Here is a 22,882-nt window from a genome sequence, read left to right as displayed (position 1 = left end):
ACACCATCCTTTTTCGTCTTAAAAAATAGCGATCTATGCGATTCAGCCGGGCTACATCATCATCTGCGGGTCGATATCGACGCTGAACCGGACGTCCTGCTCTTTGGCGACCAAATCGAACTCGCGCATCGCTTCCGCCAGCAGACCCGATAGATTTACGTCTCCCCGGCATTTGATCATGCATTGGAAGCGGTAGCGGTTCTTGATACGCGGAATCGGGGAGGCGACCGGTCCGAGAATCTCCATCGCCTCCGCATGCTCATGCAGCGGATGCAGCCAGCCTTGGCGTTCCGCCAGTTCCTTGAGCCGCTGGGCCGCGTTCTCGGCCACGCGCACGAGCAGCGGCAGCTGTTCATGTGATATCGACAGCAGCGCCAGGCGGCAGAAGGGCGGCACCATCAGATTGCGGCGGTGTCGCAGCTCTTCGGAAGCGAAGCCGCGGTAATCATGCCCCGACGCATGGATGATCGAGTAATGCTCCGGCGCATAGGTCTGCACGATGACTTCACCCGGCAGCTCATGGCGTCCGGCCCGGCCGGCAACCTGCGTCAACAGATGGAACGTCTTTTCCGCCGCGCGGAAGTCCGGCATATGCAGCGCCGAATCGGCGGCAATGACGCCGACCAGCGTGACATACGGGAAGTCCAGTCCCTTCGCCACCATCTGTGTGCCAAGCAGCACGTCGGCCTTCCGTTCGCGGAACTGCTGCAGCAGTCGTTCATGCGACCCTTTCTCCGAGGTCGTGTCCACGTCCATCCGAATGACGCGAATGCCGGGGAAGCGGCGGGCGAGTTGTTCCTCTACCCGCTGGGTCCCCGTGCCAAAATAACGGATATGCTCGCTCTCGCATGACGGGCATACTTCCGGCGCCCGCTCCGCGTGGCCGCAGTAGTGGCAGCGCATATGCCCCGTCTTCATATGATACGTCAGCGAAATATCGCATTCCGGACACTGAGCGACATAGCCGCAGCTGCGGCACATGACGAACGTCGAGTAGCCTCTGCGGTTCAACAGCAGCACCGTCTGCTCCTGACGCTCCAACCGCTGCTCTAACGCCGCCTCCAACGGCGCGCTGAACATGGAACGGTTGCCGATCTTCAGTTGCTCCCTCATATCGACGAGCGTCACCGGAGGAAGCGGCCTGCCGCCAACGCGCGAAGGCATCGCCAGCGGGATCAGCTTCCAAGGCGGAGCCTCCAGCCCCGCAGGCAGCTGCTCGTAGCCGTTCAGTCGGGAGGCGTAATACGTCTCCATCGCAGGCGTCGCCGAACCGAGGACGACGATGGCGCCTTGCCGGCGCGCTCGTTCAATCGCCACGTCGCGGGCGTGATATTTCGGCGTCTCTTCCTGCTTGTAAGATGATTCATGCTCTTCATCCATAATAATAAGGCCAATCCGGGGAAAAGGGGCAAACACCGCTGAGCGGGCACCGATCGCCACCTGCACGCGGCCTTCACGGATTTTTCGCCACTCGTCGTAACGTTCGCCCTGGGAGAGTCGGCTATGCATGACCGCTACCCGGGAGCCGAATCTTCCCTTGAAGCGCTCGACCATCTGCGGAGTCAGCGAGATTTCCGGCACAAGCACGATCGCTTCGCGTCCGGAATCAAGGCAACGCTCGATCGCCTGCAAATAGACCTCCGTCTTGCCGCTCCCGGTGACCCCATGCAGCAGGAAGGTCTGATGCTCCTGTTCGTCCACCGCGAGCACGATCGCTTCGAAGACCTGCTGCTGCTCCTCTGTCAGCGGCAGCGGCTTCGATGGCCGAAAGCGGCGTTGAGTGTATGGATCCCGCATCACCTCAACCTCAGCGACAGCCACATAACCTTTTGCCTCAAGCGCCTTGACCGCAGATGCGTTCAAGCTTTTAAGCGGCAGCTCTCCGCCATATTCCTCAAGGAGCCGCAGCGTTTCCTGCTGTCTTTCGGCTCGGTTGCCCAGCCGGCCAACCGCCTCGCCGACATCATCGACCGTCAGCGTCACCCGCTTCAGCCGCTTGATACCGATGCGATCCTTAATCCGCTCCGTCTCCTGCAGCCAGCCGTGCTGGAGCGCTTCCTTAATGAGGCGTGCTGCCTGAGGAAAGGCCTGCAGCAGCTTTCTCGCTGGCAGCGGCTCGTTGCGCTGCACATAAGCAAGCAGGCTGCGTGTCTGCGGGTCGTCCAGCAGACGATCCGGGCGCAGCGACAATTCATCTGCTCCGCTGTCGGCGCCTTGAAGGAACAAGCGCGCATCGGCGCCCACCGAGAGCGCCTTCTCCCGCTTACCCTTGATGGCTCCCGGAATCATCGCCTGAAGAGCAGCCGTCAGCGTGCATACATAGCGGTCGCTCATCCACATTCCGAGCTCAATGAGATCGGCCGGGAGCGGCGGGACGACATCCAGTAGCTGCTGAATCGGCTTCAGCCGGGACAGCGGCACATCCGTCCGGTCGGATAACCCGATAACGAAGCCTTGCACGGTCCGCCCGCCGAACGGGACACCGACCCGACTGCCCGTCTCGATCCATTCCACCATAGATAGAGGAATCGCGTAGTCGAACGGCCGGTCCGTGTCTTTGACCGACACATCGACGATGACGCGCGCGATCAACAAGTCAGGATGAGCCCCGACTGCCCCCGCTTGCCATTTGTCCCGCACCCGCTCCACTTCATTATGGTTCAAGCGAATGTACCTCTCCAGGCTTGGATGGCGGTTCGTCTCCTGCGGCGGACGCTTGAGCCGCAAGCCGGAGCAGACGCCGGGCCACCTCGCGCTTGGCCGTGAGCGGGATGCGCTCGACGAGTCCATTTATACTATATATATGCACTTCATTGCGGTCGGAACCGAAGCCCGCGTCGGTGCGGGAGACATCGTTCGCAACGATAAAATCGAGATTTTTGCGCACCAGCTTGTCCAACGCATACGGCTCCATCTGTTCGGTCTCGGCAGCGAACCCGATCAGCAGCTGATTCTTCTTCATCTCGCCCAGCTCCTGCAAAATATCCGGGTTCCGCTCCAGCTCGATAACGAGCCGCTCGCCCGTCTTCTTCAGCTTCTGGGCGGCCTGGTGCACTGGCCGGTAATCGGCGACCGCCGCCGCCTTCACAACAATATCCGCTTGCTCGTACCGCGAGATGACGGCATCCCGCATATCCAGTGCCGATTCGACGCGGATCAGCTCGACACCCTCTGGAGGAATCGCCTGGGTCTGGCCGGCGATGAGCGTCACATAGGCCCCCATGTCGCGAGCGGCTTCCGCGATCGCGAAGCCCATCTTCCCGGACGAATCGTTCGTAATGTACCGGACCGGATCGATGCGCTCGACTGTGCCGCCTGCCGTGACCAGCACCCGCTTGCCTTGAAGCAGTCCGGACCGTGCGCTTTCTTGGTCGGCTGGCAGCAATGCGGATTCTCCGCCGCTGTCCGCGAGCCACCGCTTCACATATTCCACAATATGCTCCGGCTCGGCCAGCCTTCCCTTACCGGTATAGCCGCAAGCAAGGAGCCCTTCTTCCGGCTCGATGAACCGGACGCCGCGCGAGCGCAAGATGTCCATATTGTGCATGACGGCCGGGTGGGTGTACATATGTACATTCATGGCCGGAGCGACCATGACCGGCGCCGTCGTGGCGAGCAATGTCGTGGTCAGCATATCATCCGCCAGGCCGTGCGCCATCTTGGCGATCACGTTCGCCGTAGCCGGCGCCACCAGCACAAGATCCGCATGATCCGCCAGATCGATGTGGGAGACGACCGAAGCGTCCCGCTCATCGAACGTGTCCGTATACACCGGCTGACGCGACAATGTCTGGAACGTCAGCTCCGAAATAAACTGAGTCGCCGATGCCGTCATCATGACGTGCACCTCAGCCCCCTCCTGCTTCAACTTGCTGCACAGCGCTGCAGCCTTGTAAGCCGCAATGCCGCCCGTGATGCCGAGCAGTATCGATTTTCCTTGCAGCATACGCCCCCCCGCCTTTCCGCTCCTCTAGCGCGCAAGCGCTCCATCCCGGCGGCTGCCTGCCCCTCCCGGATAGGAAGCATTCTCGTCATTTGAAAAAAATAACAACCTGACGGTTGTTATTTGCTTTCCTGCTCAATTAATGGGCGGCGGTCATTCAGCCGGTTCGGCTATCCCGCTCACCGTCTATGAACCGATTCCACTGCCGGTTCGGAGTTACACCTCGTCGCCCTGTTCGACCGTAACCTGATCGCCGTAGATCTCTTCCAGCGCCACGCCGACCTGCTTGTATGATTTGGGATTATGCAATTCGGTCCGCTCCCCGTCGCGCAATTGGCGCGCCCGGCGGGATGCCGCCACAACCAGCGAGTATTTGCTGTCGACTTTTTTCATCAATTCGTCAATAGATGGATATAGCATAGTTCCGCACTCCTTCTCCTGCTTGTCCCGTTGCCTCTTGCCGCCGGGATCGCTTCTTACTCAACCTCGAATCCTGCGCCGCCCGGACGCAGGACAGCGCGTCACTAGGCACACTTTATCGAAAGTGCGCCTCTCTGACTGCCGTCTTACCGGTTAGGCCTGATTTTACAATGTTCGGCTATAATAATGCTCTCTATACGCTTGCATGCCAAGTCGATCTCATCGTTCACGACGGCATAATCATAATTCGCCATCATGGCCATTTCCTCGACCGCCGCCGTCATACGGTGATCGATGACCGCATCATTCTCGGTGCCGCGTCCGCGAATCCGCTCCTCCAGCTCGTCCAGTGATGGAGGCAGCAGGAAGATAAAGATCCCATTCGGGAACTTTTCCTTTACCTTCAACGCGCCCTGCACTTCGATTTCCAGAATGATGTCCTGCCCTTCGTTCAGCGTCTGCTCCACGAAGTCGCGCGGGGTGCCGTAGTAGTTGCCCACATATTCGGCATGCTCCAGCAGCTTATCGTTCTCGATCATATCCAGAAATTCTACCCGCGACTTGAAGAAGTAGTTCACTCCGTCAACTTCTCCGAGACGGGGCTGGCGCGTTGTGGCGGACACCGAATAGATCAGTTCGGGCAGCCGCTTCAATAAAGATTTGCATATCGTGCCTTTGCCAACGCCGGAAGGGCCGGATAGCACAATCAAAAATCCTATCTTCATGTTCATCCCCATTTTATTCGTCGTTGTCGTCGTCCTTCGTTGATAAGCGATGCGCTACTGTTTCCGGCTGGACCGCAGACAAAATGACATGGTCGCTGTCCGTAATGATGACCGCGCGGGTGCGTCGGCCGTAAGTCGCGTCAATCAGCATATGACGATCGCGCGCTTCCTGGATAATTCGCTTAATAGGAGCCGATTCCGGACTCACAATTGAGATGATACGGTTGGCAGATACGATGTTACCAAAACCGATGTTAATCAGTTTAATGGCCATTACAGATCCTCCCTCTACTTTCGAACGCTCCCTATTTATTCCAAGTTCGCGGCTTGTTCACGAATCTTTTCCACCTCTGCCTTCATGTCTACGACATGGTTGATAATCTCCAGATGGTTCGCCTTGGAACCGATGGTGTTCGCTTCCCGGTTCATCTCCTGGATGAGAAAATCGAGCTTCCTTCCGATCGGTTCCGTGCTGTCCAGCAGCTGTCTGAACTGGTTGAAATGACTCTGTAGCCGCGTCAATTCTTCATCGATATTGGAGCGATCTGCAAACAGAGCTACCTCCATGCCGAACTTATATTCGTTCAAGGAAGACTCGGCATCCAGCAGTTGCTCTATCCGCTGTTGCAGCTTGGCCCGATACTCGGCAACGACGAGCGGAGCCCGTGTGGAAATATCCGCATGCAGCGACTTGAGGCGGTTCAGTCGTTCCTTCATATCCTGGGCGAGGTGGCTGCCTTCCATGACCCGCATACGACATAAACTATCCATTGCCTCCGCCAGGCCGGATTCAAGCTCGTGAAGCAGCTCTTCTCCGGACAGCGGCTGCTCCTCCTGGATGGTAAATACATCAGGCAAGCGAAGCCAGTCATTGACGGTCATCTCCCCGGAGATGCCGTATTGGTCTCGAAGCAGCCGACCGGCCTCCCTATAGGCCTTCACGGTCTGCTCATTGATGGCTATCACTGTCTTCGCTTCCCCTTCACGTTCTCTGTTAATAAACACGTCTACCCGCCCACGCTTGACGGATTGCTGAACGAGGCGGCGCAAAGGCTCCTCGCAGCTTGTCCATTCACGAGGCATGCGCAGCATGATCTCGCAATAACGATGGTTAACGGATTTCGCTTCAATCGTAATCTTGTATCCGCCGACGGTCCGGACGGACTGGCCATAACCGGTCATGCTGTATACCATGGGTACCACATCCATTATCCTATTTTAATTCATTACGTATGCCGATACAAGGGGTCGGTTGGGCGTTCCGCCTTTTGCCATACATGTTCCGTCAGTTCGACGGTCATCTCGTAGAACATGAACGGGGTCATGAAGTAGATTCCGTTGAAATTCTTCATCGCCACATCCAGCAGATCCTTGGCGATGGCGACGCCCTCCCGGCGCCCGTTCTCGCCCTCGAGCCCCTTCATTCGTTCCCGCACCTCGTCCGAGAGATGAATGCCCGGCACTTCATTATGTAGGTATTCCGCATTCCGCCCGCTTGCCAGCGGCATGATACCGAGGAAAACCGGCACATTCAAATGCTTCGTTCCTTCGGCAATTCGTTCGCTCAGAGAGGCATCATATACCGGCTGCGTCATAATATAGTCCGCGCCGGCTTCGATTTTGCGCTGTAGGCGTTCGATCGCCTTGCTCAGATGCTTCACGTTCGGGTTGAATGCCGCCCCGACGACAAAGTTCGCACGCTGCTTGAGCGCCTTGCCCGAGAAAGCAAGCCCTGAATTCAGCTGCTTGATCATGCGGATAATCTCGAAGGAGGTCAAGTCATAGACCGAGCTGGAGTCCGGCAGATCGCCGAAGCGGGCCGGATCCCCGGTTACCGCAAGCACATGATCGATGCCGAGCGCATTCAGCCCCATCATATGGGATTGCGTTCCGATCAGGTTGCGATCCCGGCAGGCGATATGGATGAGTGGCCGAATGCCGATCTTATCGAGCGCCAAATAACCGAGCGCCATGTTGCTCATCCGGGTGACTGCAAGTGAGTTGTCCGCCAGTGTCAGCGCGTCAGCCCCCGCATCCTTCAGCGCCTGGGCGCCCAGCATGAACTTGGCGATGTCCAGATCGCGCGGCGGATCCAGCTCCACGATGACGGCATGGCGTTCACGAACCGTATCGATAAGTGACGGCTCGCGTGCCGTCGTCCCCTGCCCGGACACCGACTCCGCGCCGTGATCTCCGATCTCGAGCGGCCGAACGGCCCGGGCCTCCTCCTTGGCCAGTGTAGGGAGGACTGTAACCTTCGCATCCGCCAGCGCCAGCGCTATCGCCTGAATATGATCCGGCGTCGTCCCGCAACAGCCTCCGATAATGCGCGCGCCCAAATCGGCGAAGCGCACGGCACGCTCTGCCATATAGTTGGCCGTAGCCACGAAGTTATACCTTCCGTCCACATAATCCGGTAGACCGGCGTTCGGGTAGGCCGACATCGGCAGTGCCAGCCGACCGGCAAGATCCTCCATCGCCCGCATCAGGCCGTTCGGCCCCATGCGGCAGTTCAAGCCGACAACATCTGCGCCCTTCTCGCGCAACAGGCGGAACGCATCCAACAGACGAAGGCCGTCCTTCGTCCGATGCGACTTCTCGACCGCAAATTGGCAGATGATCGGAATGCGGTCGTCCAGAGCGCGCACGATCTGAACCGCCAGCTTCATTTCCTCCATATCATAGAATGTCTCGAACATGATCCCGTCTACGCCCTCTTCCAGCAAGGCTGACAACTGCTCGGTATAGTCGCGGTTGACCTGATCCGTCGCGATATTTTCCCGCTTGCCAGCACGGATCGAGCCCAACGCCCCCACCACATAGGCGTGGCCTGCCGCCGCCTCGCGCGCCAGTTGGGCCGCGGCGCGGTTAATCGCCTTCACCTGCTTCTCCATCCCATGCTTCGACAACTTCTCACGGTTCGCCGTAAATGTATTCGTTTCCAGGAGCCGGGCGCCTGCGCTCACGTATTCGCGGTGTATGTCCCGGATCCGTTCCGGAGCGCTGATGTTAAGCGATTCATAGGAGATTCCTACCGGGTAGCCCAATTGATATAAATAGGTGCCCATGGCCCCGTCACCGACAATAACTTCCCCTTGCAGCACTTGGCGCAAGTCCTTCATCCCGTCTCCACCTTTCTCCCCATCCCCCATTTTATCAAGCAACGGCACCTCTTGAAATAAAAGACGCTCCTACGGAAGCGTCTTCAGTGCATCGGTGTAGTTCACCGCTTATGCCGCATGCCGCTTCGGATATGTGGGTCTGCCGCCGGAAGGCTTCTTCTTCTGACCGCTCATGACCGAGCCGATGCCAAGGAGGAAGGTCGGTATCCCGGCCATGACAAATGTAATCGCCCAATCCCGGAAGCTGAGCGGAATCGTCTTGAATACCGGCTGAAGCGGTTCGATATACAGCACCCCGAGCAGCAGAAGCAAGGAAGAAATTACCGCGAGCACGAGATACTTATTTTGGAAAAGGTTGCGATGGAATATCGACCGCGAGCTCCGGCAGTCAAAGACGTGAATAAGCTGGGCGAGCACCAAGGTGGAAAAAGCGACCGTCTGCGCCTTCATCAGTTGCTCGGCGCTGCCGGAATCGACCTGCAGCGTCAGCCAGAACGCGATCAGCGTACAGACGCCGATAAGAATACCGCGGCTGATGATTTTCCAGCCGAGTCGGCGGGCGAAGATGTTCTCCTTGGCGGAACGCGGCCGATGCTCCATCAGATCCTTCTCCGGTTGATCGACGCCGAGCGCCATCGCCGGCAATCCGTCGGTCACCAGATTGACCCACAGAATCTGAATCGGTACGAGTGGAAGCGGGAGCCCCAACAACATCGCCAGGAACATGACTAGAATCTCGCCTACATTGGAAGCGAGCAAATAACGGATGAACTTGCGGATGTTCTCGTAGATGCCGCGCCCTTCCTCGATAGCGGCGACGATCGTGGCGAAGTTGTCATCGCTCAGAATAAGCGATGAGGCCTCCTTCGACACATCCGTGCCGGCAATGCCCATCGCGATGCCGATATCCGCGGCTTTGATCGCCGGCGCGTCGTTCACTCCGTCGCCGGTCATCGCTACGACATGCCCTTGGCGCTGCAATGATTTGACGATGCGCAGCTTATGCTCCGGCGACACGCGGGCATAGACATAGACGTTGTCGATGACTTCGTCCAGCGCGTCGTCATCCATCCCGGCCAGTTGGGCCCCGTTCACGCTCATGCCGCCCCGGGGAAGGATGCCGAGCTGATTCGCGATTGCTTCCGCCGTCGTCTGATGATCTCCGGTAATCATCACGGTCTTGATGCCTGCGCGGCGGCACAGGCGGATCGCTTGGCGGACTTCGCGGCGCGGCGGATCGATCATGCCAGCCAACCCGACGAACACCAGTTGCGACTCGGCTTCCGCTTCATTACGAATCGTCTCATGCGGCTTCAACTCGCGGTACGCCAGGCCGAGCACGCGCAAAGCCTGCTTGGCCATCCCCTCGTTCTCCGCTAGCACCTTTTGCTTCAGCGTGCCGGTGAGCGGCACCACCTTGCCATCCCACAGCAAATATTTGCACCGCTCCAGCAGCACATCTGGCGCGCCTTTGGTCAAAACGTGGCGTCCTCCCTGATGCATGACGACAACCGACATCCGCTTGCGCTCGGAATCGAACGGATACTCCTGCGTCCGTTCGTACATGCCTTGCAGCGCCCTCAAGGTCATGCCCAGCTTGGCCGCAAGGACGAGCAACGCGCCTTCCGTCGGATCGCCCGCAACGTTCCAGACGGCCTTGAGAACTTCCGGATCGGCAGCTTTCTCGCTCTTGCGCCCCCCCTTCGCCGAACGAAGCTCCTCCGGGTAGGTTTCCGTCAGGCTCGCATTATTGCAGAGCGCGCTAATCTGCAGGAAGCGGCGCAGTTCCTGATCATGCTTGAGCTCGATCGGCTTTCCCTGCTCGCACACCTGGCCGTTCGGCTCGAAGCCTTCTCCGCTTACCTCCAGCATCCGTCCGCCAAGCCACATCCGGGTCACCGTCATTTTGTTCTGCGTCAGTGTTCCTGTCTTGTCGGAGCAAATGACGGAGGCGCAGCCCAGCGTCTCCACCGAAGGCAGCTTGCGCACGATCGCTTTGCGCTTGATCATACGCTGGACTCCAAGCGATAGCGCAATCGTCACGATGGCCGGCAGCCCTTCCGGAATGGCAGCGACCGCCAGACTGACCCCTGCCATGAACATGGCAAGGGCGGGCTGTCCGTGCATGATGCCCGCGACGACGACCATGACAGTGAGGATGAGCGCCACGATGATGAGCATCTTGCCAAGCTGCTCCAGCCGATGCTGCAGCGGCGTATCCATCGTTTCTGTATTTTCGATCAGGTGGGCGATGTTGCCCATCTCGGTATCCATTCCCGTACGAATGACGACGCCCTTCCCGGTCCCCCGCGTCACCATCGTTCCCATGAAGCTGATATTTTTTTGGTCTCCGAGGGGGATCTCCACCTCCTGAATCCGGTGATGATGCTTGCTGACCGGAACCGACTCGCCCGTCAGGGTTGACTCCTCGACATAGCAGCTGTTGGTCTCCACCCAGCGAATATCCGCGGGAACGCGATCGCCGCTCTCCAGCAGAACGATATCGCCGGGAACAAGCCGGTTGGCGTGAATGTGGGTTACGGTGCTGGAGCGCATCACTTTGGCCGTCGGCGCGGACATCTGCTTCAAGGCAGACAGCGAACGCTCGGCCCGGAACTCCTGAACGAATCCAAGAACGCCGTTCAGCAAAATAATCGCGATAATCGTAATCGAGTCCAAATATTCGCCGAGCATCCCGGAGACGAGAGTCGCCCCCGCCAAAACGAGCACCATGAAATCTTTGAATTGATTCAAAAATAACGTTATCGGCGAAACGCGCCGCCCTGCCGACAGCTCGTTGGGCCCGTATCGTTCCCTTCTTGCGGCCGCTTCTTCCTCAGTCAAGCCTTGATCGGCGTGGACCTCCAACGTTTTCAGCAAATCTACGGCCGTTGACTGGTGCCACTTTAATTGATCCATAGGTACGTTCCCCTTTCCTCCCGTATGATGGCCCTCTTTGGCGTGACAATCCAACTCGTCCAAAGAAACGGTCTTTAGGGTAACTTTATTCGGATGAGTCGGAAAATATCCCAATGTGAACACGGAACTCTTACGTTTTGTCCAAAAATATGGCATCATAGGGAGATAAGGCAAATGAGCGGGAGACCGAACCCGGCCCCGCATGGATAGGAGCAATCAATTATGGCATTGGACGGAATCGTTACCCGCGCCCTTGCGCATGAATTGCAGCAGACCATCGGCGCGCGCATTCATAAAATTTATCAGCCGACCGAGTATGACATCGTGCTTCATATCCGGACAGCGGGACGGAACCGCAAGCTGCTGCTGTCCGCGAACCCGACCTACCCGCGGGTGCATTTTACCGAAGAAAGCTTCACCAATCCGCCGGAGCCGCCCATGTTCTGCATGCTGATGCGAAAAAATTGCGAGAGTGGCATTATCGAGCAGGTGGAGCAGATCGGCAGTGAGCGGATACTGCACTTCCGCGTCCGACAACGGAACGAGTTGGGGGATGAAGCAAATAAAACAATCGTCGTGGAGTTGACGGGACGCCACAGCAATATTATTTTGCTTGATTCGGTGACTGGCTCCATCGTGGACGGCATCCACCATGTGACCCCGTCCATCAGCAGCTACCGAATCATCATGCCGGGCTTCGCCTATACGGCTCCGCCGGAGCAGCATAAGGCCGATCCGCTCGGCACGGACTCGGAGCAGTTCCTCGCATGGTGGGAGGAAGCCGTTGCGGAGGAGGACGGAGTGGGGGCAGATCATCGTCTCTCATCCAAGCAGGCGGCCAAGTGGCTCGTGAGCCGCTTCTCCGGGCTCAGCCCCCGGCTCGCGGATGAGATTGTCTACCGCGTCGGCGTGAGCATGGCGGAGGCGGACACGGACAAGCTTCTCGACGGTCTGGCGTTGTGGGAAGTCTTCTCCTGCATGATGGAACAGGTTCGAGTCCATCATTACGAGCCAACGCTCGTAGAGGATGAAGCCGGCAAGTCGTACTTCTCGGCACTCCCGCTTACGCATAGTAAGGGGACCCGTACTGAATATGAGACGATGAGCGCCTGCATGGAGGCCTTCTATGGCGACAAGGCTGAACGGGACATGATTAAGCAGCGCGTAGGCGACTTGTCCCGCTTTCTCCAGCAGGAGCATAACAAAAACGTGAAAAAGCTGGGAAAGCTGCAGGCGACATTGGAGGAATCGAAGGATGCGGACGGCTTCCGGGTGATGGGCGAACTTCTATTCGCCTCGCTCCATATGCTTCGCAAGGGCGACGCTTCGGTCGAGCTCCCGAATTACTACGATGAGGATGGAGGCATGATTACCATCCCGCTCGACCCGCTGCTCTCGCCATCCGACAACGCGCAGCGCTATTTCAAGAAGTACAACAAGGCGAAAAACAGTATCGCCGTCGTACAGGAGCAAATGCGTGCGGCCGAGGAAGAGAACCGGTACTTCGACATGCTGTTACATCAGCTTGCAGGGGCCAATCTGCAGGATGCGCAGGAGATTCGGGAGGAGCTTGTCCAGGAAGGCTATTTGCGCGATCGGGAACGGAAGGGCAAGCGCAAGAAAAAGGACGGGCGGCCGACGATATACTGCTACACCTCAACCGAGGGCATTCCGATCTACGTCGGCAAGAATAATTTGCAAAATGAGTATGTCACCAACCGACTGGCCCAGCCGAACGACACATGGCTTCACACGAAGGACATTCCCGGATCGCATGTCATCATCCGGAGCGAGTGCTTCGGTGCCGCCACCTTGGAGGAAGCAGCCCAATTGGCGGCCTATTTCAGCCAGGGCAAGCAATCCAGCCTCGTCCCCGTCGACTATACGCTTATCCGCCATGTCCGCAAGCCGAACGGGGCGAAGCCGGGCTTCGTCATCTACGAGCGGCAGAAGACGCTGTTCATTACGCCGGACGCAGACCGCGTCGGCCAGCTTCCGGTCACCGTCAAGACGAACGGTTGAGCAAGCACGCGTAGCAAGAAGCCTAGAACGAAGGAACCGCTCGGTTCCTTCGTTCTAGGCTTCTTGTCTGTTCCTGTTTCCTTTTTGTTGCGCAACTCCTGTCTCTATGCCTGTTCCCCTTTTCGGAGTGCCTTGTCCCCGCCCCAGCGCGCCAGCCTGTACGCCCACTCTACTGTGGTAGAATGAACGTCTGCCGCGGGTCAATCCCGCCCGCTTCGCTCCCGCAAGCGCCGGACAGTCTTCAGCCCGACGCGCCGGCCGCCCAATGCGCCGTGGAATACCTTCCCTTGCCGCGCGCCATGAAAATCCGAACCTGCGGTCGCGATCAGGCCGTGCCGCTCCGCCATCTGCAAGTACCGCTCCGCGTCCGAGGCCGAATGATCCGAATGCCATACTTCGATTCCGTCCCATGGCGATTCATCCAACAGCCGCGCGACCCGTTCGTCATTGCCGTATATACCCGGATGGGCGAGCACGGCCACGCCTCCGGCTTCCTTAATCCAACGCACCGCCTCGCCAGGCTGGATGCGGGCCGGATTGACGTAAGCCGCCCCGCCGACGCCGATATAACGCTCGAACGCCTCCTGCATGTCGTGAACCGCACCACGGCGGACGAGGGCATCCGCGATATGCGGGCGGCCCACCGTCTCTCCCGGCAACAGTGGACGGCCGAGGCCCGACAGGATCTCCTCCATCGTCAACGGAATGCCTAGCTCGTTCAGCTTAGCGATCAGCATATCATTGCGGCGGTCCCGGACCGCGCGCAGCTCGCTTAACCGCTGCAGGAACCGCTCGTCCTCCACCCGCACGAAATAGCCCAGCACATGGATATCGATGCCTTCCTCGACCGTGCTGATTTCGACGCCGGGGACAATCTCGATGCCCCTGCGCCGGCCGGCGGCGAGCGCCTCGCCAATGCCGGCCACCGTGTCGTGATCGGTAATGGCCAACGCCTCCAGCCCGGCCTCCTTCGCCAAGCGGACATTCTCTTCCGGCCGGGTCATTCCGTCGGAAGCCTCCGTATGGCTGTGCAAATCCGCTCCCCCGATTCGGACCGGCGAACCGCCGGCACCTTCCATCGCCGCCAGCTGCGGCTCCTCCTCCTGCGCTGAAGCGGGGATAATAGGTTGTGAATCGGTCATGGCAACCACTCCTTTTCTTATTGGTACGCAAATAGGTCATTATCTCCCATGGACTCTCTCCACCATTATACTCCAGCGGGAGCGAACATGGGACAGGCTGCCCGCGAAGCCCACTTCGGGCCGGGAGCGGCTTTTTCCGGAGCCATGCTTCCGCCATTCCGGAATACCCCCCACCTCAAAAATAAAATGACCGTCCCCGGCAGGGAACGGTCTACTATGCACCGGCGTATGTTATACAGAGCTGCCTATGCGGCGCGCTTCGGAAAGCGCTCCCGCTACTTGCGCTTGCGGCTGTTCTTCATGAGCGTCATGCGGCGGGAATGACGGAGCCAGGAGTAGTACGTTTTCAAATCCCGCAGTTCCATCGTCTCCGACATTTTGCCAAGAAACGTAACGACAATCATCTTCATCATCGGCTCTCCCGCCAGATCGAAATCCCGATCTGAAGGAGAAATATCCGCCACCACGACCAAGTCTCCGTCAATCAGAAACACATCCTGCTCGTTGCGATAGTAAGGAGCGATCCGTCCCTGCTTCAGACAATCCCACATAAACACGGCGATCGATTCGGTATCGGCATCTCTCTTGGAAATCCGATCTACCCAGCGGGATCTGGCATGATGGGTGATGACGATATCAGCCACTTTGTTATCCCCTAACAAGACATAAAAAGGTTCATACGTGCTCCATCGTTCCATGACTTTATCTCTCATTGGTACCACTCTCCACCACGTTAGGTCTTTTTTGCCTATGTATATTTACCCAATATATTACATGAAGCTCAACCCGTTCTCAAGTTCACACCCGCTTTACAGACCGGTTTTAGCAAAAAGGTTAACAAAGTGTTCCAAAAAAGACACATTCTCCAACCTTTTCTGGTAACGTTTCCGCTTGCCCTACGAATCAGCCCTTCCCGGGCGCGTTCGGAGAGCGACGATATCGGCCGCTTCGAGCGTTCTCTGCAAAGAGATGTGTCTCCCGGTCGGAGCGCGAAGAGGCTCGGTCCGGCAACAACAAAAAGACCTATTCCATTAGATAGGAATAGGTCTGTATCCATGTTCTCACATTCCGAAATATTGGGTATTGTCTTGCCTTTCCCCGCCATATTCCGTCTTGATTTCGTTCCGGTACGAGCGTTCGATTTTTTTGACGTAATTCAATCGGCGAATATTCTTCATCGTATCCTCGGCTCGATCCGAGTTAACATACAGAACGGCATAGTGCATTTTGCGTGAAATATAGTGGAGCGTTCCGTATTTGTCCAGATTCCGGGCCGCCTTCACATCGGCAACCCATATAATATATCCCGTTCGCTCAGGAAACATAAATCACCTCGCTTTCCCCCGAATGAAGGCTGGCTAAGAGCAGTTGCTGCAGCCGCCATTGCATCCTCCGCTTCCACAGCCTTTTGACATCAGCGAGTCGTTGCTGGGTACATTGATCGTATCGGAGACCGCATGGGCAATCACCTCTGACAGTTCATGAAGCAGCTCGTCCAGTGCTTGCTCCGCCTGCTTGAAGCGGGCTACCTCGTCAATCTCGTCCATCTGTGCCTGCACTGCCATCACTTCATCCTTCGCCCGGTGATAATCCGGATGGAAATGTCCGAAGCGCTCCGTCTCCTCGAACAGCTCCTTCTTGCGAGCGAATTCGCGAACGAGGCGATCGACCTCCGCGTTCTGCTCCATACGTTTTTTCCAATATAGATATTCGGCTACTTCCACCGACTGGTTAATCATATCGCCCAATTGGTAAGCGTTCATGAGCAGAACGGCCATGTCGACAACGGATCCTACTGACATGTTATCACGCTCAATTCTTATCTAGGATTACCGGCTTGATCCAGGGCAACCTGCGGGAAGCACCAGCCGCTGCCGCTCCCAATCGGCCGGGGACCATGTCTTCAGCTCTGCCGCGTCTCCCTCGCCGGCATCATAAGCTTCCAACAGCCACGCTCCCTTCTCTGCGTCCCGGATTCTGATGGGAATAAGCGTGGCGCACTGCCCCGACTGCTCCACTTCGATAGGGGTCAAAAGCCGAATGGCTGTTGACACCAGATCCTTCTGTGTGGAAGCATGATAGGAATGCAACGTTCTTGTCCATTGGCTGGGTACCTCCCGATAAGGCGCCACCATATCTTCACCAAGCAGCGGTTCGGTCTCCATTTCATAATACTGCAACGGAGAAGGGCTGTAAACCATTGCTTTCCCCGCTTCCTCCGGAGCCGATCCTAATTCGGCGGAAGCCTCCTCCCACACCGATATCATGGCGTCCGCCTCCTCCTTCCCGGCCCATTGGCGCAGAGGCGCGATTCCCGCCTTATCCAGTGTCTTTCCCAGCTCGCGGACGCGCTCCCGATCGACGATGAAGTCCCGTTCCCCGATCGGCTCAATTCCGGCCATGCCAGAAGGTTCGCAGAGCAGCGCTTCCTTCACTTCTGCCGCAGCAACATGGTCCTCACAGCGAAGCAGCATCACTTCGGCGAAGCGGACGCGGCCGTATTGCAAGCTCCACAGCTCCATCGCATCCTGAATATTTTCGGGCACGCCCGACCAGGCATGCGCCTCCATGAAGTGCAAGACAGACTCCCTCGTCCGCCCATGCTCCACCCCTTGCTCGAAAGAGGCTTTAGTCAACCGGTACACATCCATCTGATCGGTGCGGATGTAGTCCGCGATTGCTTCCAGCTCCCACCGGAGATAGTACGGGGCGGCGGCGGGAAGCAAAATCTCGAAGTCCGGTTGAATGAAAAATCCCGGCCCCTCCGCCACTTCCTGTTCAGCGAGACGGTAAGACCACGCCTCCTCCCTCTGCTCTGACCGAGCCAGATGGCAGAAGCCGAGCGCGTGGAAAGTTCGCAGCCAGCCGCGCAGTTGGCGCTCCGCCCGGTCCTCTGCGTTCAGCAGTCCGAGGCCTCTCAGCCGCGCAATGACCTTCCGTTCACTATGCCATGCCCCATCCGCTCCGATAAGGCGCACCGCCAGTACGAGATGGCGCAGTTGCTGATCCGGCGGCAAGTAATGCTCTTCCACCACGGACATCACCGCTTCGCGCCAGACATGCGGAGGAAGCCGCAGCCAGCGGGCCAACTCCAACTCGATCACCGCATACCGGTTCGCCTCCTTCTTCAGCAGGCCGAAGCGAAGCGCGATATCGATGACCAGGGCAAGCGGCAGCGGCAGTGCATCGGCGAACGGATACTGCGCTCCCAAATCATTCGGAAGGTCCGCGGCCGCCCACGGATTGAGCGCCGACAGCCGAGTGACGGCACGCTTGTGGAGCGTTCCCTTTGCCGTCAGCGGCAGCCCTTCCTTTGCTGCGAAGGCGAGCAGGGAGAAAAGGCCGAACACGATGCCGCGTCCCGCTTCGGACAGATAGCCATCCGCTTCCGGACCAGGCGTCTCCTCCACTGACTCCGGCCGTTCCGGATGACCCGCTTCCGCCTGGAGCTGTTCATCAAGCAGACATCCCAGCAACTGAACATATATATCCGACGGCAGGAAGATCAGGCGCTCGCCCCACGCCCGCTTGACGCTCGCCACGATGCCGCGTTCGGCGAGCGAGTCGCAAGCGGCCAACAGAGCCGAACCGGCCGCCTGCGGCCCATGCCAGCTTCGCAGCTTGTCCACCGTGAACGGAAGCGGGCCGGCCTGCTTCAACATGATCACCAACGGGATCCGCAGCGGCGGCTGGAGCGCCTGGAACTCCTCCCGAATCGCTTCCGGCCGCTCTACATAACGCTCCCAGCAGCAGCGGGACGCCGAGGCTTCATCCGGTTCCGTCCGCTTCAACAGCTGATTCGTGTTCAATGCTCTCTTCTCCCTTCTCGATAAGATAGCGGTAGCCCTGCTCCACCAGGAACAACTGCCGCTTGAGCGCGTAATCCCGCTCCTTGGTCGCCTCGCTGACGACCGTATAGAAGTAGGCCATTCGCCCGTCCTTCTTCGGCCGCAGCAGCCTGCCGAGCCGCTGCGCTTCTTCCTGCCGGGAGCCGTAGCTGCCGGATACTTGAATCGCTACGGTTGCGTCCGGCAGATCGACGGCGAAGTTCGCCACCTTCGATACGATAAGCACCGGCAGATCGCCCCGCTTGAACGCCTCATACAGAAGCTGCCGCTCGGCCTGCGGCGTCTGCCCAGTAAGAACCGGTGCCTGCAAGGCTGCGGCAAATGCGTCAAGCTGGGACAAGTACTGCCCGATAATCAGCGTCGGCGCTCCCGGGTGGCGCGCGATGAGCTGCCGGACGGCCGGAATTTTGGCCCCGTTCTCCGCCGCGATGCGCGCCCGTTCGCGCAATCCGGACTGCTGATAAGCGATGCGGGTCGCCCCGGGGAGCGGAACCCTTACCTCCGTGCAGGTGACCCGGGCAATCCAGCCGGCCTCCTCCAGTTGTCTCCATGGCAGCTCGAACCGTTTCGGCCCGATGAGAGAGAACACGTCACGCTCGCAGCCGTCCTCGCGCACAAGCGTCGCGGTCAGACCGAGGCGCCGCGTCGCCTGCAGATCCGCTGTCATGCGGAACACTGGCGCCGGCAGGAGATGAACCTCGTCATAAATGATGAGCCCCCAGTCGCGCTCATGGAACAGACGCATATGGCTACATTCGCCTTCTTTCTGTTGGCGGTAGGTCATCATCTGATAGGTTGATATCGTCACGGGGCGCACCTGCTTGTCCGCCCCCGTATATTCGCCCACTTGCTCGCTCTTCAATGTCGTCCGCTTCAGCAGCTCTTCCTTCCACTGCTTGACCGACGTCGCGTTCGAGGTGAGAATGAGCGTCTCGCTCTGCAGCGCCGTCATCGCCGCCAGGCCGATGATCGTCTTGCCCGCTCCGCAGGGCAGCACGATGACGCCATCGCCGGCTGCCCGCATCCCCGCCCCGATGAAGGCGGCGACCGCATCCTGCTGATAAGGCCGCAGGGAGAAGGATGGGCACTCTTCCAGCCGGAACGAGAGCGACTCTCCGTCGCGGAAGCCCAAATGGTCGATGACGGGATAGCCCGCGCGCGCAAGGGCCCGCTTCAGCTGCCCGCGGTAGCGGGCATGGACGAGCACCCGACCCTGCTGCGGCCGGCTCGAGAACAGCGTGCCGACTTCCACATCGTGCATGAATCGTTCAAGCGTCTTTTCATCCTCAGAGCGAAGGGTGAAGTGCCTCTCTTTATCCTCCCCTTCCAGAATGAACAGGCCGTACCTTCCCATCCACATCTCAATCTCCTGCTTGACCTTGATAGGCGTCGGGTACGTCGCGTACCGATCCAGCGTTTCCGTGACCGACTGGGCCGTGGCGCCGTTCGCGGCCGCGTTCCACAACGTTATCGGCGTCATCCGGAACGTATGGATACCCGCCGGAATCTTCATCAGTTCGGCGAACCGTTGCACGGCCGCCCGAATCTCCGGATATTCCGGGCTCCGCTCGTTCACCAGCACCGTGCAATCCTGTTGTACCACCATTCGAAAAGATGCCTGAGCCAATCCTCTATCCCCTTTCCTGTCCTGCAACACAAAAAAGTTCATCCGTCTCGGAAGAGAGGATGAACTTGTGCCGTCCAGCCTGACCTAGTGCGTATACGGCGATTGTTCGGAAATCTCGCTTAATGCCTCTCCCGCTTCATCCACGAAATGCACGTGTACGGCAAGATCCCCAAGCGATACGATGCCGACCAGTTTACCATCCCGTACGACCGGCAGACGCCGCACCTGGTGGTCGGCCATCAATTCCGCCGTCTCGTCGATGGTGGCCTCCGGGCCTATGGTAATGACATCTTCCGTCATCACATCACGGACGGAAGTGGAGCCAGGGTGCTTGTCGGCCATTCCGCGAATGACAAGATCCCGGTCGGTAACGACACCGATTACGCGTTCGCCATCTACGATTGGAATGAATCCGGTGTCGTGCTGCTTCATCTTGACTGCGGCTTCATAAATATTGTCCTGTGCCGTGCAGGTAACGATGGAATCCGTCATCATGTTCTCAATGCTTGGCATAATCATCCTCCTGTTCAACCATTAGGATAACCGTTATGCCTATGAATTATGCTGGATTATGGATTCATGAGCAGCCGCATACCAGCCCCGCCAACAGCTCACCAGCCATCAGCATCGCCGGCTCGTCAATATCGAAGCACGGTTCGCGGTGCTCCGCCATCGCGCGGACGACGGACAGCAGTGTCGCTGTATGCGCGTTATGGCCGCAAACATGCATCGTTTTTTCTATATTGTACCATAAAATCCGGGTCACGCGGCTCCTTATGCTTCGGTTCAAGCAGACCCATTCATTTCGAATGCCGCCTCTTCCGCTCCACCGCCGCAAGCGATGTCTTGCGCAAGCTTAGGAAACATACTATCATGAGAAAGAGGTAACCGATTGCACTTGATGAATTAGGAACGATTGAAGGAGGAATAGATGCATGATTATTGACAACACCGGCCTGATCGGCCTCGAATCGGATCTGCCCTACTTGGATGAGGCAACGGAGAATCTCGGTTTTATCCGCTGGCAATGGGAATATTACCGGGCAACATACGATTTGAAAATGGAAGATAAAAAGAACGGCGAAGCCTACTTTCTGCGCATCAATACCCGCGTGAAGGAAGGGAAGCTGGAGAAGCCCGATTCGATTCTCGCCATCGAGGCGGTCTACATGGGCCGCGCTTCCTTCCCGCATGGACTGGATTACGAATCTGCGATCCCGCAGCCGATCGTGAATCATGCCACCCAGAAGCTGAATGAGCTGAAGCATGTGCTTCTTAGCGCCTAGAGGTACGTTCCCTTGAACAGTCCGCATAGACCCAGTCAATCGAAGAACCCGCCAAGCACGGGCAAGGGAGCGCCTGATTTTATTCTGCTGGTGCTGACCCTACTGCTTGTCGGGTTCGGCGTCGTGATGGTATTCAGTTCAAGCTCAAGTCTGGCTGCCGTATCTTCGAGGTATAATTATGATTCCTTCTACTTCGCCAAGCGGCAGCTGATGTGGGCTGGGTTAGGCCTCGTCGCTATGCTGTTCGCCATGAACATCCGTTATACGGCCTACAAAATACTGTTCATTCCGTTATTCATCGTTACGATCATCCTTCTTCTGATTGTCCCGTTCACGGCGGAGGATATGCACGGAGCGCGAAGCTGGTTTAACATCGGAGGCCTTGGCATTCAGCCTACCGAGCTGGCGAAGATTGCCGTCGTGCTGTATTTGTCGGCCTTGATCGCCAAGAAGGGGGAGAAATTCCGTGACTTCCGCACCGGGCTATTCCCGGTCATGATCATTGTCGGATTCGTCGTCGGCTTGATCATGCTGCAGCCCGATATGGGCGGTGCGATGATATTGGCAACATGCGCCGGCGTTATCGTCATCGCGGGCGGAGCCAACCTGAAGCATATTATGAATTGCCTGCTCGTCGGCATCATCGGCGTGCTCGGCGTGCTCGGATTGAGCATGCTGTTCATGCCGGACAAGCTGTCGGGCGGTTACAAGATGGCCCGGTTCCAATCTTGGCTCGATCCGTTCCATGATTCGCAGGCAGCCAGCTACAATCTGCTTCATTCCTTAAAGGCGATCGCGCACGGCGGCTGGACGGGAGCCGGCTTCGGGCAAAGTATTCAGAAGCTGTTGTATTTGCCTTATCCGTACAATGATTTTATCTTCGCGATCATCGCGGAGGAATTGGGCTTTATTGGAACCGCCATCTTTTTGCTCGTCTATATATGCTTCATATGGCGGGGCATCCTGATTGCGCTGCGCTGCCCGGATATTTATGGCACGCTCGTCAGCATGGGCATAGTCGGTATCATCGCCGTTCAGGCCTTCATCAATATCGGCGGCGTCACGCGGACGATTCCCATTACGGGAGTCACCCTGCCGTTCATTAGCTACGGAGGATCTTCCCTGTTCATTACGATGGTCAGCGTCGGAATACTGCTCAGCGTCTCGCGGGAATACAACCGCGTGCAGCAGAAGAAGGAGACCGGACAATCGGTCCCTCGCAATTCCAACAAAAAAGACTACCGGCCGCTTCGGTCCGTGTAGTCTTTTTTGTTCCCATGCATGATGCTCATCCATTCATAAGGACTATTTGATGCGCGGCATTTCTTCCAATTCCTCATCCTTGAATGCGACGCCTTCCACTTTGACGTTGACCTCAATCACATTCAATCCCGTCATGTTCTGCACCGCTTCCCGAACATTCATCTGCAGTTGTCGGCATACTTCCTGTATCGGCATTCCGTACATAATGATAACTCTCAAATCTATGGCCGCTTCCACTTGGCCCACTTCCACGGATACACCCTTTTGCACGTTGCGGCCGCTCAGGCGCTTTGCCCATCCTTCGGACAGCCCTCCGGACATGGCAGCAACACCTGGAGTTTCCAGCGCAGCGAGACCTGCGATTGTGGCGACAACATCATCCGATATGCGAATGTTCCCTTCATGGGTATTCAGTTGCTCCTCTGCCATCGTCATCCTCCTTTCTCTTATCTTTATTGTACCGATCCCCAATCTTGAAAGCAAACACCTGATGACAGGTAACGACAGTAATTTTTGTTTACGATCTCGATGCGGTTGGTTATATTAAATATCGGATGATCTCACG

General features: G+C 57.7%; 20 protein-coding genes. 3 read left to right on the top strand and 17 right to left on the bottom strand.

What is annotated here, in order from left to right; genetic code table 11:
• Window positions 1-51: 51 nt before the first annotated feature.
• The 8 genes from priA to PPOP_RS04980 all read right to left on the bottom strand — a co-directional run bounded on the left by priA (window position 52) and on the right by PPOP_RS04980 (window position 11,129).
• On the bottom strand, window positions 52-2,640 hold the full coding sequence (gene priA / locus PPOP_RS05015) for a primosomal protein N' (RefSeq protein ID WP_199898949.1): 2,589 nt from the start codon (window positions 2,638-2,640) through the stop codon (window positions 52-54).
• A 13-nt stretch (window positions 2,641-2,653) separates the two neighbouring features.
• Complete coding sequence (coaBC, locus tag PPOP_RS05010) at window positions 2,654-3,946, bottom strand: bifunctional phosphopantothenoylcysteine decarboxylase/phosphopantothenate--cysteine ligase CoaBC (protein WP_006284995.1); 1,293 nt, start codon at window positions 3,944-3,946, stop codon at window positions 2,654-2,656.
• Window positions 3,947-4,159: 213 nt separating this feature from the next.
• The gene (rpoZ, locus tag PPOP_RS05005) at window positions 4,160-4,363 is read right to left on the bottom strand and encodes a DNA-directed RNA polymerase subunit omega (protein ID WP_006284994.1); all 204 of its coding nucleotides are present in this window, start codon (window positions 4,361-4,363) and stop codon (window positions 4,160-4,162) included.
• Between the two features lie 146 nt (window positions 4,364-4,509).
• A complete protein-coding gene (gene gmk / locus PPOP_RS05000) occupies window positions 4,510-5,088 on the bottom strand; it encodes a guanylate kinase (RefSeq protein ID WP_042227496.1) in 579 nt (192 codons plus the stop codon).
• A gap of 13 nt (window positions 5,089-5,101) precedes the next feature.
• Complete coding sequence (gene remA / locus PPOP_RS04995) at window positions 5,102-5,362, bottom strand: extracellular matrix/biofilm regulator RemA (RefSeq protein WP_005548256.1); 261 nt, start codon at window positions 5,360-5,362, stop codon at window positions 5,102-5,104.
• Window positions 5,363-5,397: 35 nt separating this feature from the next.
• Window positions 5,398-6,282 carry a YicC/YloC family endoribonuclease gene (locus PPOP_RS04990; RefSeq protein ID WP_042227488.1) on the bottom strand — a complete coding sequence of 295 codons (885 nt, stop codon included), beginning with the start codon at window positions 6,280-6,282 and terminating at the stop codon, window positions 5,398-5,400.
• A 32-nt stretch (window positions 6,283-6,314) separates the two neighbouring features.
• Window positions 6,315-8,210, bottom strand: coding sequence for a bifunctional homocysteine S-methyltransferase/methylenetetrahydrofolate reductase (locus PPOP_RS04985; RefSeq protein WP_042227487.1), 1,896 nt, complete (start codon window positions 8,208-8,210; stop codon window positions 6,315-6,317).
• A gap of 108 nt (window positions 8,211-8,318) precedes the next feature.
• Entirely contained in the window at window positions 8,319-11,129 is a 2,811-nt protein-coding gene (locus PPOP_RS04980) for a calcium-translocating P-type ATPase, SERCA-type (protein ID WP_042227486.1), read from the bottom strand.
• Between the two features lie 222 nt (window positions 11,130-11,351).
• On the opposite strand from PPOP_RS04980, the gene PPOP_RS04975 reads away from it, so the two are divergent.
• A complete protein-coding gene (locus tag PPOP_RS04975) occupies window positions 11,352-13,151 on the top strand; it encodes an Rqc2 family fibronectin-binding protein (protein WP_006284985.1) in 1,800 nt (599 codons plus the stop codon).
• A 200-nt stretch (window positions 13,152-13,351) separates the two neighbouring features.
• On the opposite strand, the gene PPOP_RS04970 is transcribed toward PPOP_RS04975, so the two are convergent.
• From PPOP_RS04970 to PPOP_RS04935, 8 genes are all read right to left on the bottom strand, one after another.
• Window positions 13,352-14,293, bottom strand: a complete 942-nt coding sequence (locus PPOP_RS04970; RefSeq protein WP_006284984.1) for a PHP domain-containing protein — start codon at window positions 14,291-14,293, stop codon at window positions 13,352-13,354.
• 275 nt (window positions 14,294-14,568) lie between these two features.
• On the bottom strand, window positions 14,569-15,006 hold the full coding sequence (locus PPOP_RS04965) for a hypothetical protein (protein WP_042227485.1): 438 nt from the start codon (window positions 15,004-15,006) through the stop codon (window positions 14,569-14,571).
• Between the two features lie 348 nt (window positions 15,007-15,354).
• On the bottom strand, window positions 15,355-15,618 hold the full coding sequence (locus PPOP_RS04960; RefSeq protein ID WP_006284981.1) for a YlbG family protein: 264 nt from the start codon (window positions 15,616-15,618) through the stop codon (window positions 15,355-15,357).
• Between the two features lie 33 nt (window positions 15,619-15,651).
• Window positions 15,652-16,095 carry a YlbF/YmcA family competence regulator gene (locus PPOP_RS04955; protein ID WP_006284980.1) on the bottom strand — a complete coding sequence of 148 codons (444 nt, stop codon included), beginning with the start codon at window positions 16,093-16,095 and terminating at the stop codon, window positions 15,652-15,654.
• Between the two features lie 27 nt (window positions 16,096-16,122).
• The gene (locus tag PPOP_RS04950) at window positions 16,123-18,102 is read right to left on the bottom strand and encodes a helicase-associated domain-containing protein (RefSeq protein ID WP_006284978.1); all 1,980 of its coding nucleotides are present in this window, start codon (window positions 18,100-18,102) and stop codon (window positions 16,123-16,125) included.
• Window positions 18,062-19,747 (bottom strand): DNA repair helicase XPB, encoded by a 1,686-nt coding sequence (locus PPOP_RS04945; RefSeq protein ID WP_006284977.1) that lies wholly within the window; start codon window positions 19,745-19,747, stop codon window positions 18,062-18,064. Before PPOP_RS04945 ends, PPOP_RS04950 begins: the two co-directional genes overlap by 41 nt.
• A 105-nt stretch (window positions 19,748-19,852) precedes the next feature.
• Window positions 19,853-20,281 carry a CBS domain-containing protein gene (locus tag PPOP_RS04940; protein ID WP_006284976.1) on the bottom strand — a complete coding sequence of 143 codons (429 nt, stop codon included), beginning with the start codon at window positions 20,279-20,281 and terminating at the stop codon, window positions 19,853-19,855.
• Window positions 20,282-20,345: 64 nt separating this feature from the next.
• Window positions 20,346-20,534: a hypothetical protein gene (locus PPOP_RS04935; RefSeq protein ID WP_042227484.1), complete on the bottom strand. Its 189-nt coding sequence runs from the start codon at window positions 20,532-20,534 to the stop codon at window positions 20,346-20,348.
• Between the two features lie 169 nt (window positions 20,535-20,703).
• Between PPOP_RS04935 and PPOP_RS04930 the strand changes: the two genes are divergently transcribed.
• Both PPOP_RS04930 and ftsW read left to right on the top strand, forming a co-directional pair.
• Window positions 20,704-21,054: a YugN family protein gene (locus tag PPOP_RS04930; protein WP_006284975.1), complete on the top strand. Its 351-nt coding sequence runs from the start codon at window positions 20,704-20,706 to the stop codon at window positions 21,052-21,054.
• 12 nt (window positions 21,055-21,066) lie between these two features.
• Entirely contained in the window at window positions 21,067-22,317 is a 1,251-nt protein-coding gene (gene ftsW, locus PPOP_RS04925; protein ID WP_042227483.1) for a putative lipid II flippase FtsW, read from the top strand.
• A gap of 42 nt (window positions 22,318-22,359) precedes the next feature.
• Here ftsW and PPOP_RS04920 read toward each other — a convergent pair whose 3' ends face one another.
• Window positions 22,360-22,746, bottom strand: coding sequence for an Asp23/Gls24 family envelope stress response protein (locus PPOP_RS04920; protein WP_006284973.1), 387 nt, complete (start codon window positions 22,744-22,746; stop codon window positions 22,360-22,362).
• Window positions 22,747-22,882 lie beyond the last annotated feature (136 nt).

The sequence above is a fragment of the Paenibacillus popilliae ATCC 14706 genome (assembly GCF_000315235.1).
In the GTDB taxonomy this organism is placed as follows: domain Bacteria; phylum Bacillota; class Bacilli; order Paenibacillales; family Paenibacillaceae; genus Paenibacillus_B; species Paenibacillus_B popilliae.
Note: the sequence above shows the minus strand (reverse complement) of the source record. Positions and strands in the feature narration are given on the sequence as shown.

Coding starts and splice junctions, on each gene's coding strand:
- PPOP_RS04970 (WP_006284984.1), bottom strand. CDS start 14,293: ATGACCGATTCACAACCTATTATCCCCGCTTCAGCGCAGGAGGAGGAG.
- PPOP_RS04990 (WP_042227488.1), bottom strand. CDS start 6,282: ATGGTATACAGCATGACCGGTTATGGCCAGTCCGTCCGGACCGTCGGC.
- gmk (WP_042227496.1), bottom strand. CDS start 5,088: ATGAAGATAGGATTTTTGATTGTGCTATCCGGCCCTTCCGGCGTTGGC.
- PPOP_RS04960 (WP_006284981.1), bottom strand. CDS start 15,618: ATGTTTCCTGAGCGAACGGGATATATTATATGGGTTGCCGATGTGAAG.
- PPOP_RS04930 (WP_006284975.1), top strand. CDS start 20,704: ATGATTATTGACAACACCGGCCTGATCGGCCTCGAATCGGATCTGCCC.
- rpoZ (WP_006284994.1), bottom strand. CDS start 4,363: ATGCTATATCCATCTATTGACGAATTGATGAAAAAAGTCGACAGCAAA.
- PPOP_RS04980 (WP_042227486.1), bottom strand. CDS start 11,129: ATGGATCAATTAAAGTGGCACCAGTCAACGGCCGTAGATTTGCTGAAA.
- coaBC (WP_006284995.1), bottom strand. CDS start 3,946: ATGCTGCAAGGAAAATCGATACTGCTCGGCATCACGGGCGGCATTGCG.
- PPOP_RS04955 (WP_006284980.1), bottom strand. CDS start 16,095: ATGTCAGTAGGATCCGTTGTCGACATGGCCGTTCTGCTCATGAACGCT.
- PPOP_RS04985 (WP_042227487.1), bottom strand. CDS start 8,210: ATGAAGGACTTGCGCCAAGTGCTGCAAGGGGAAGTTATTGTCGGTGAC.
- PPOP_RS04975 (WP_006284985.1), top strand. CDS start 11,352: ATGGCATTGGACGGAATCGTTACCCGCGCCCTTGCGCATGAATTGCAG.
- remA (WP_005548256.1), bottom strand. CDS start 5,362: ATGGCCATTAAACTGATTAACATCGGTTTTGGTAACATCGTATCTGCC.
- PPOP_RS04940 (WP_006284976.1), bottom strand. CDS start 20,281: ATGCCAAGCATTGAGAACATGATGACGGATTCCATCGTTACCTGCACG.
- PPOP_RS04945 (WP_006284977.1), bottom strand. CDS start 19,747: ATGGTGGTACAACAGGATTGCACGGTGCTGGTGAACGAGCGGAGCCCG.
- PPOP_RS04920 (WP_006284973.1), bottom strand. CDS start 22,746: ATGGCAGAGGAGCAACTGAATACCCATGAAGGGAACATTCGCATATCG.
- PPOP_RS04965 (WP_042227485.1), bottom strand. CDS start 15,006: ATGAGAGATAAAGTCATGGAACGATGGAGCACGTATGAACCTTTTTAT.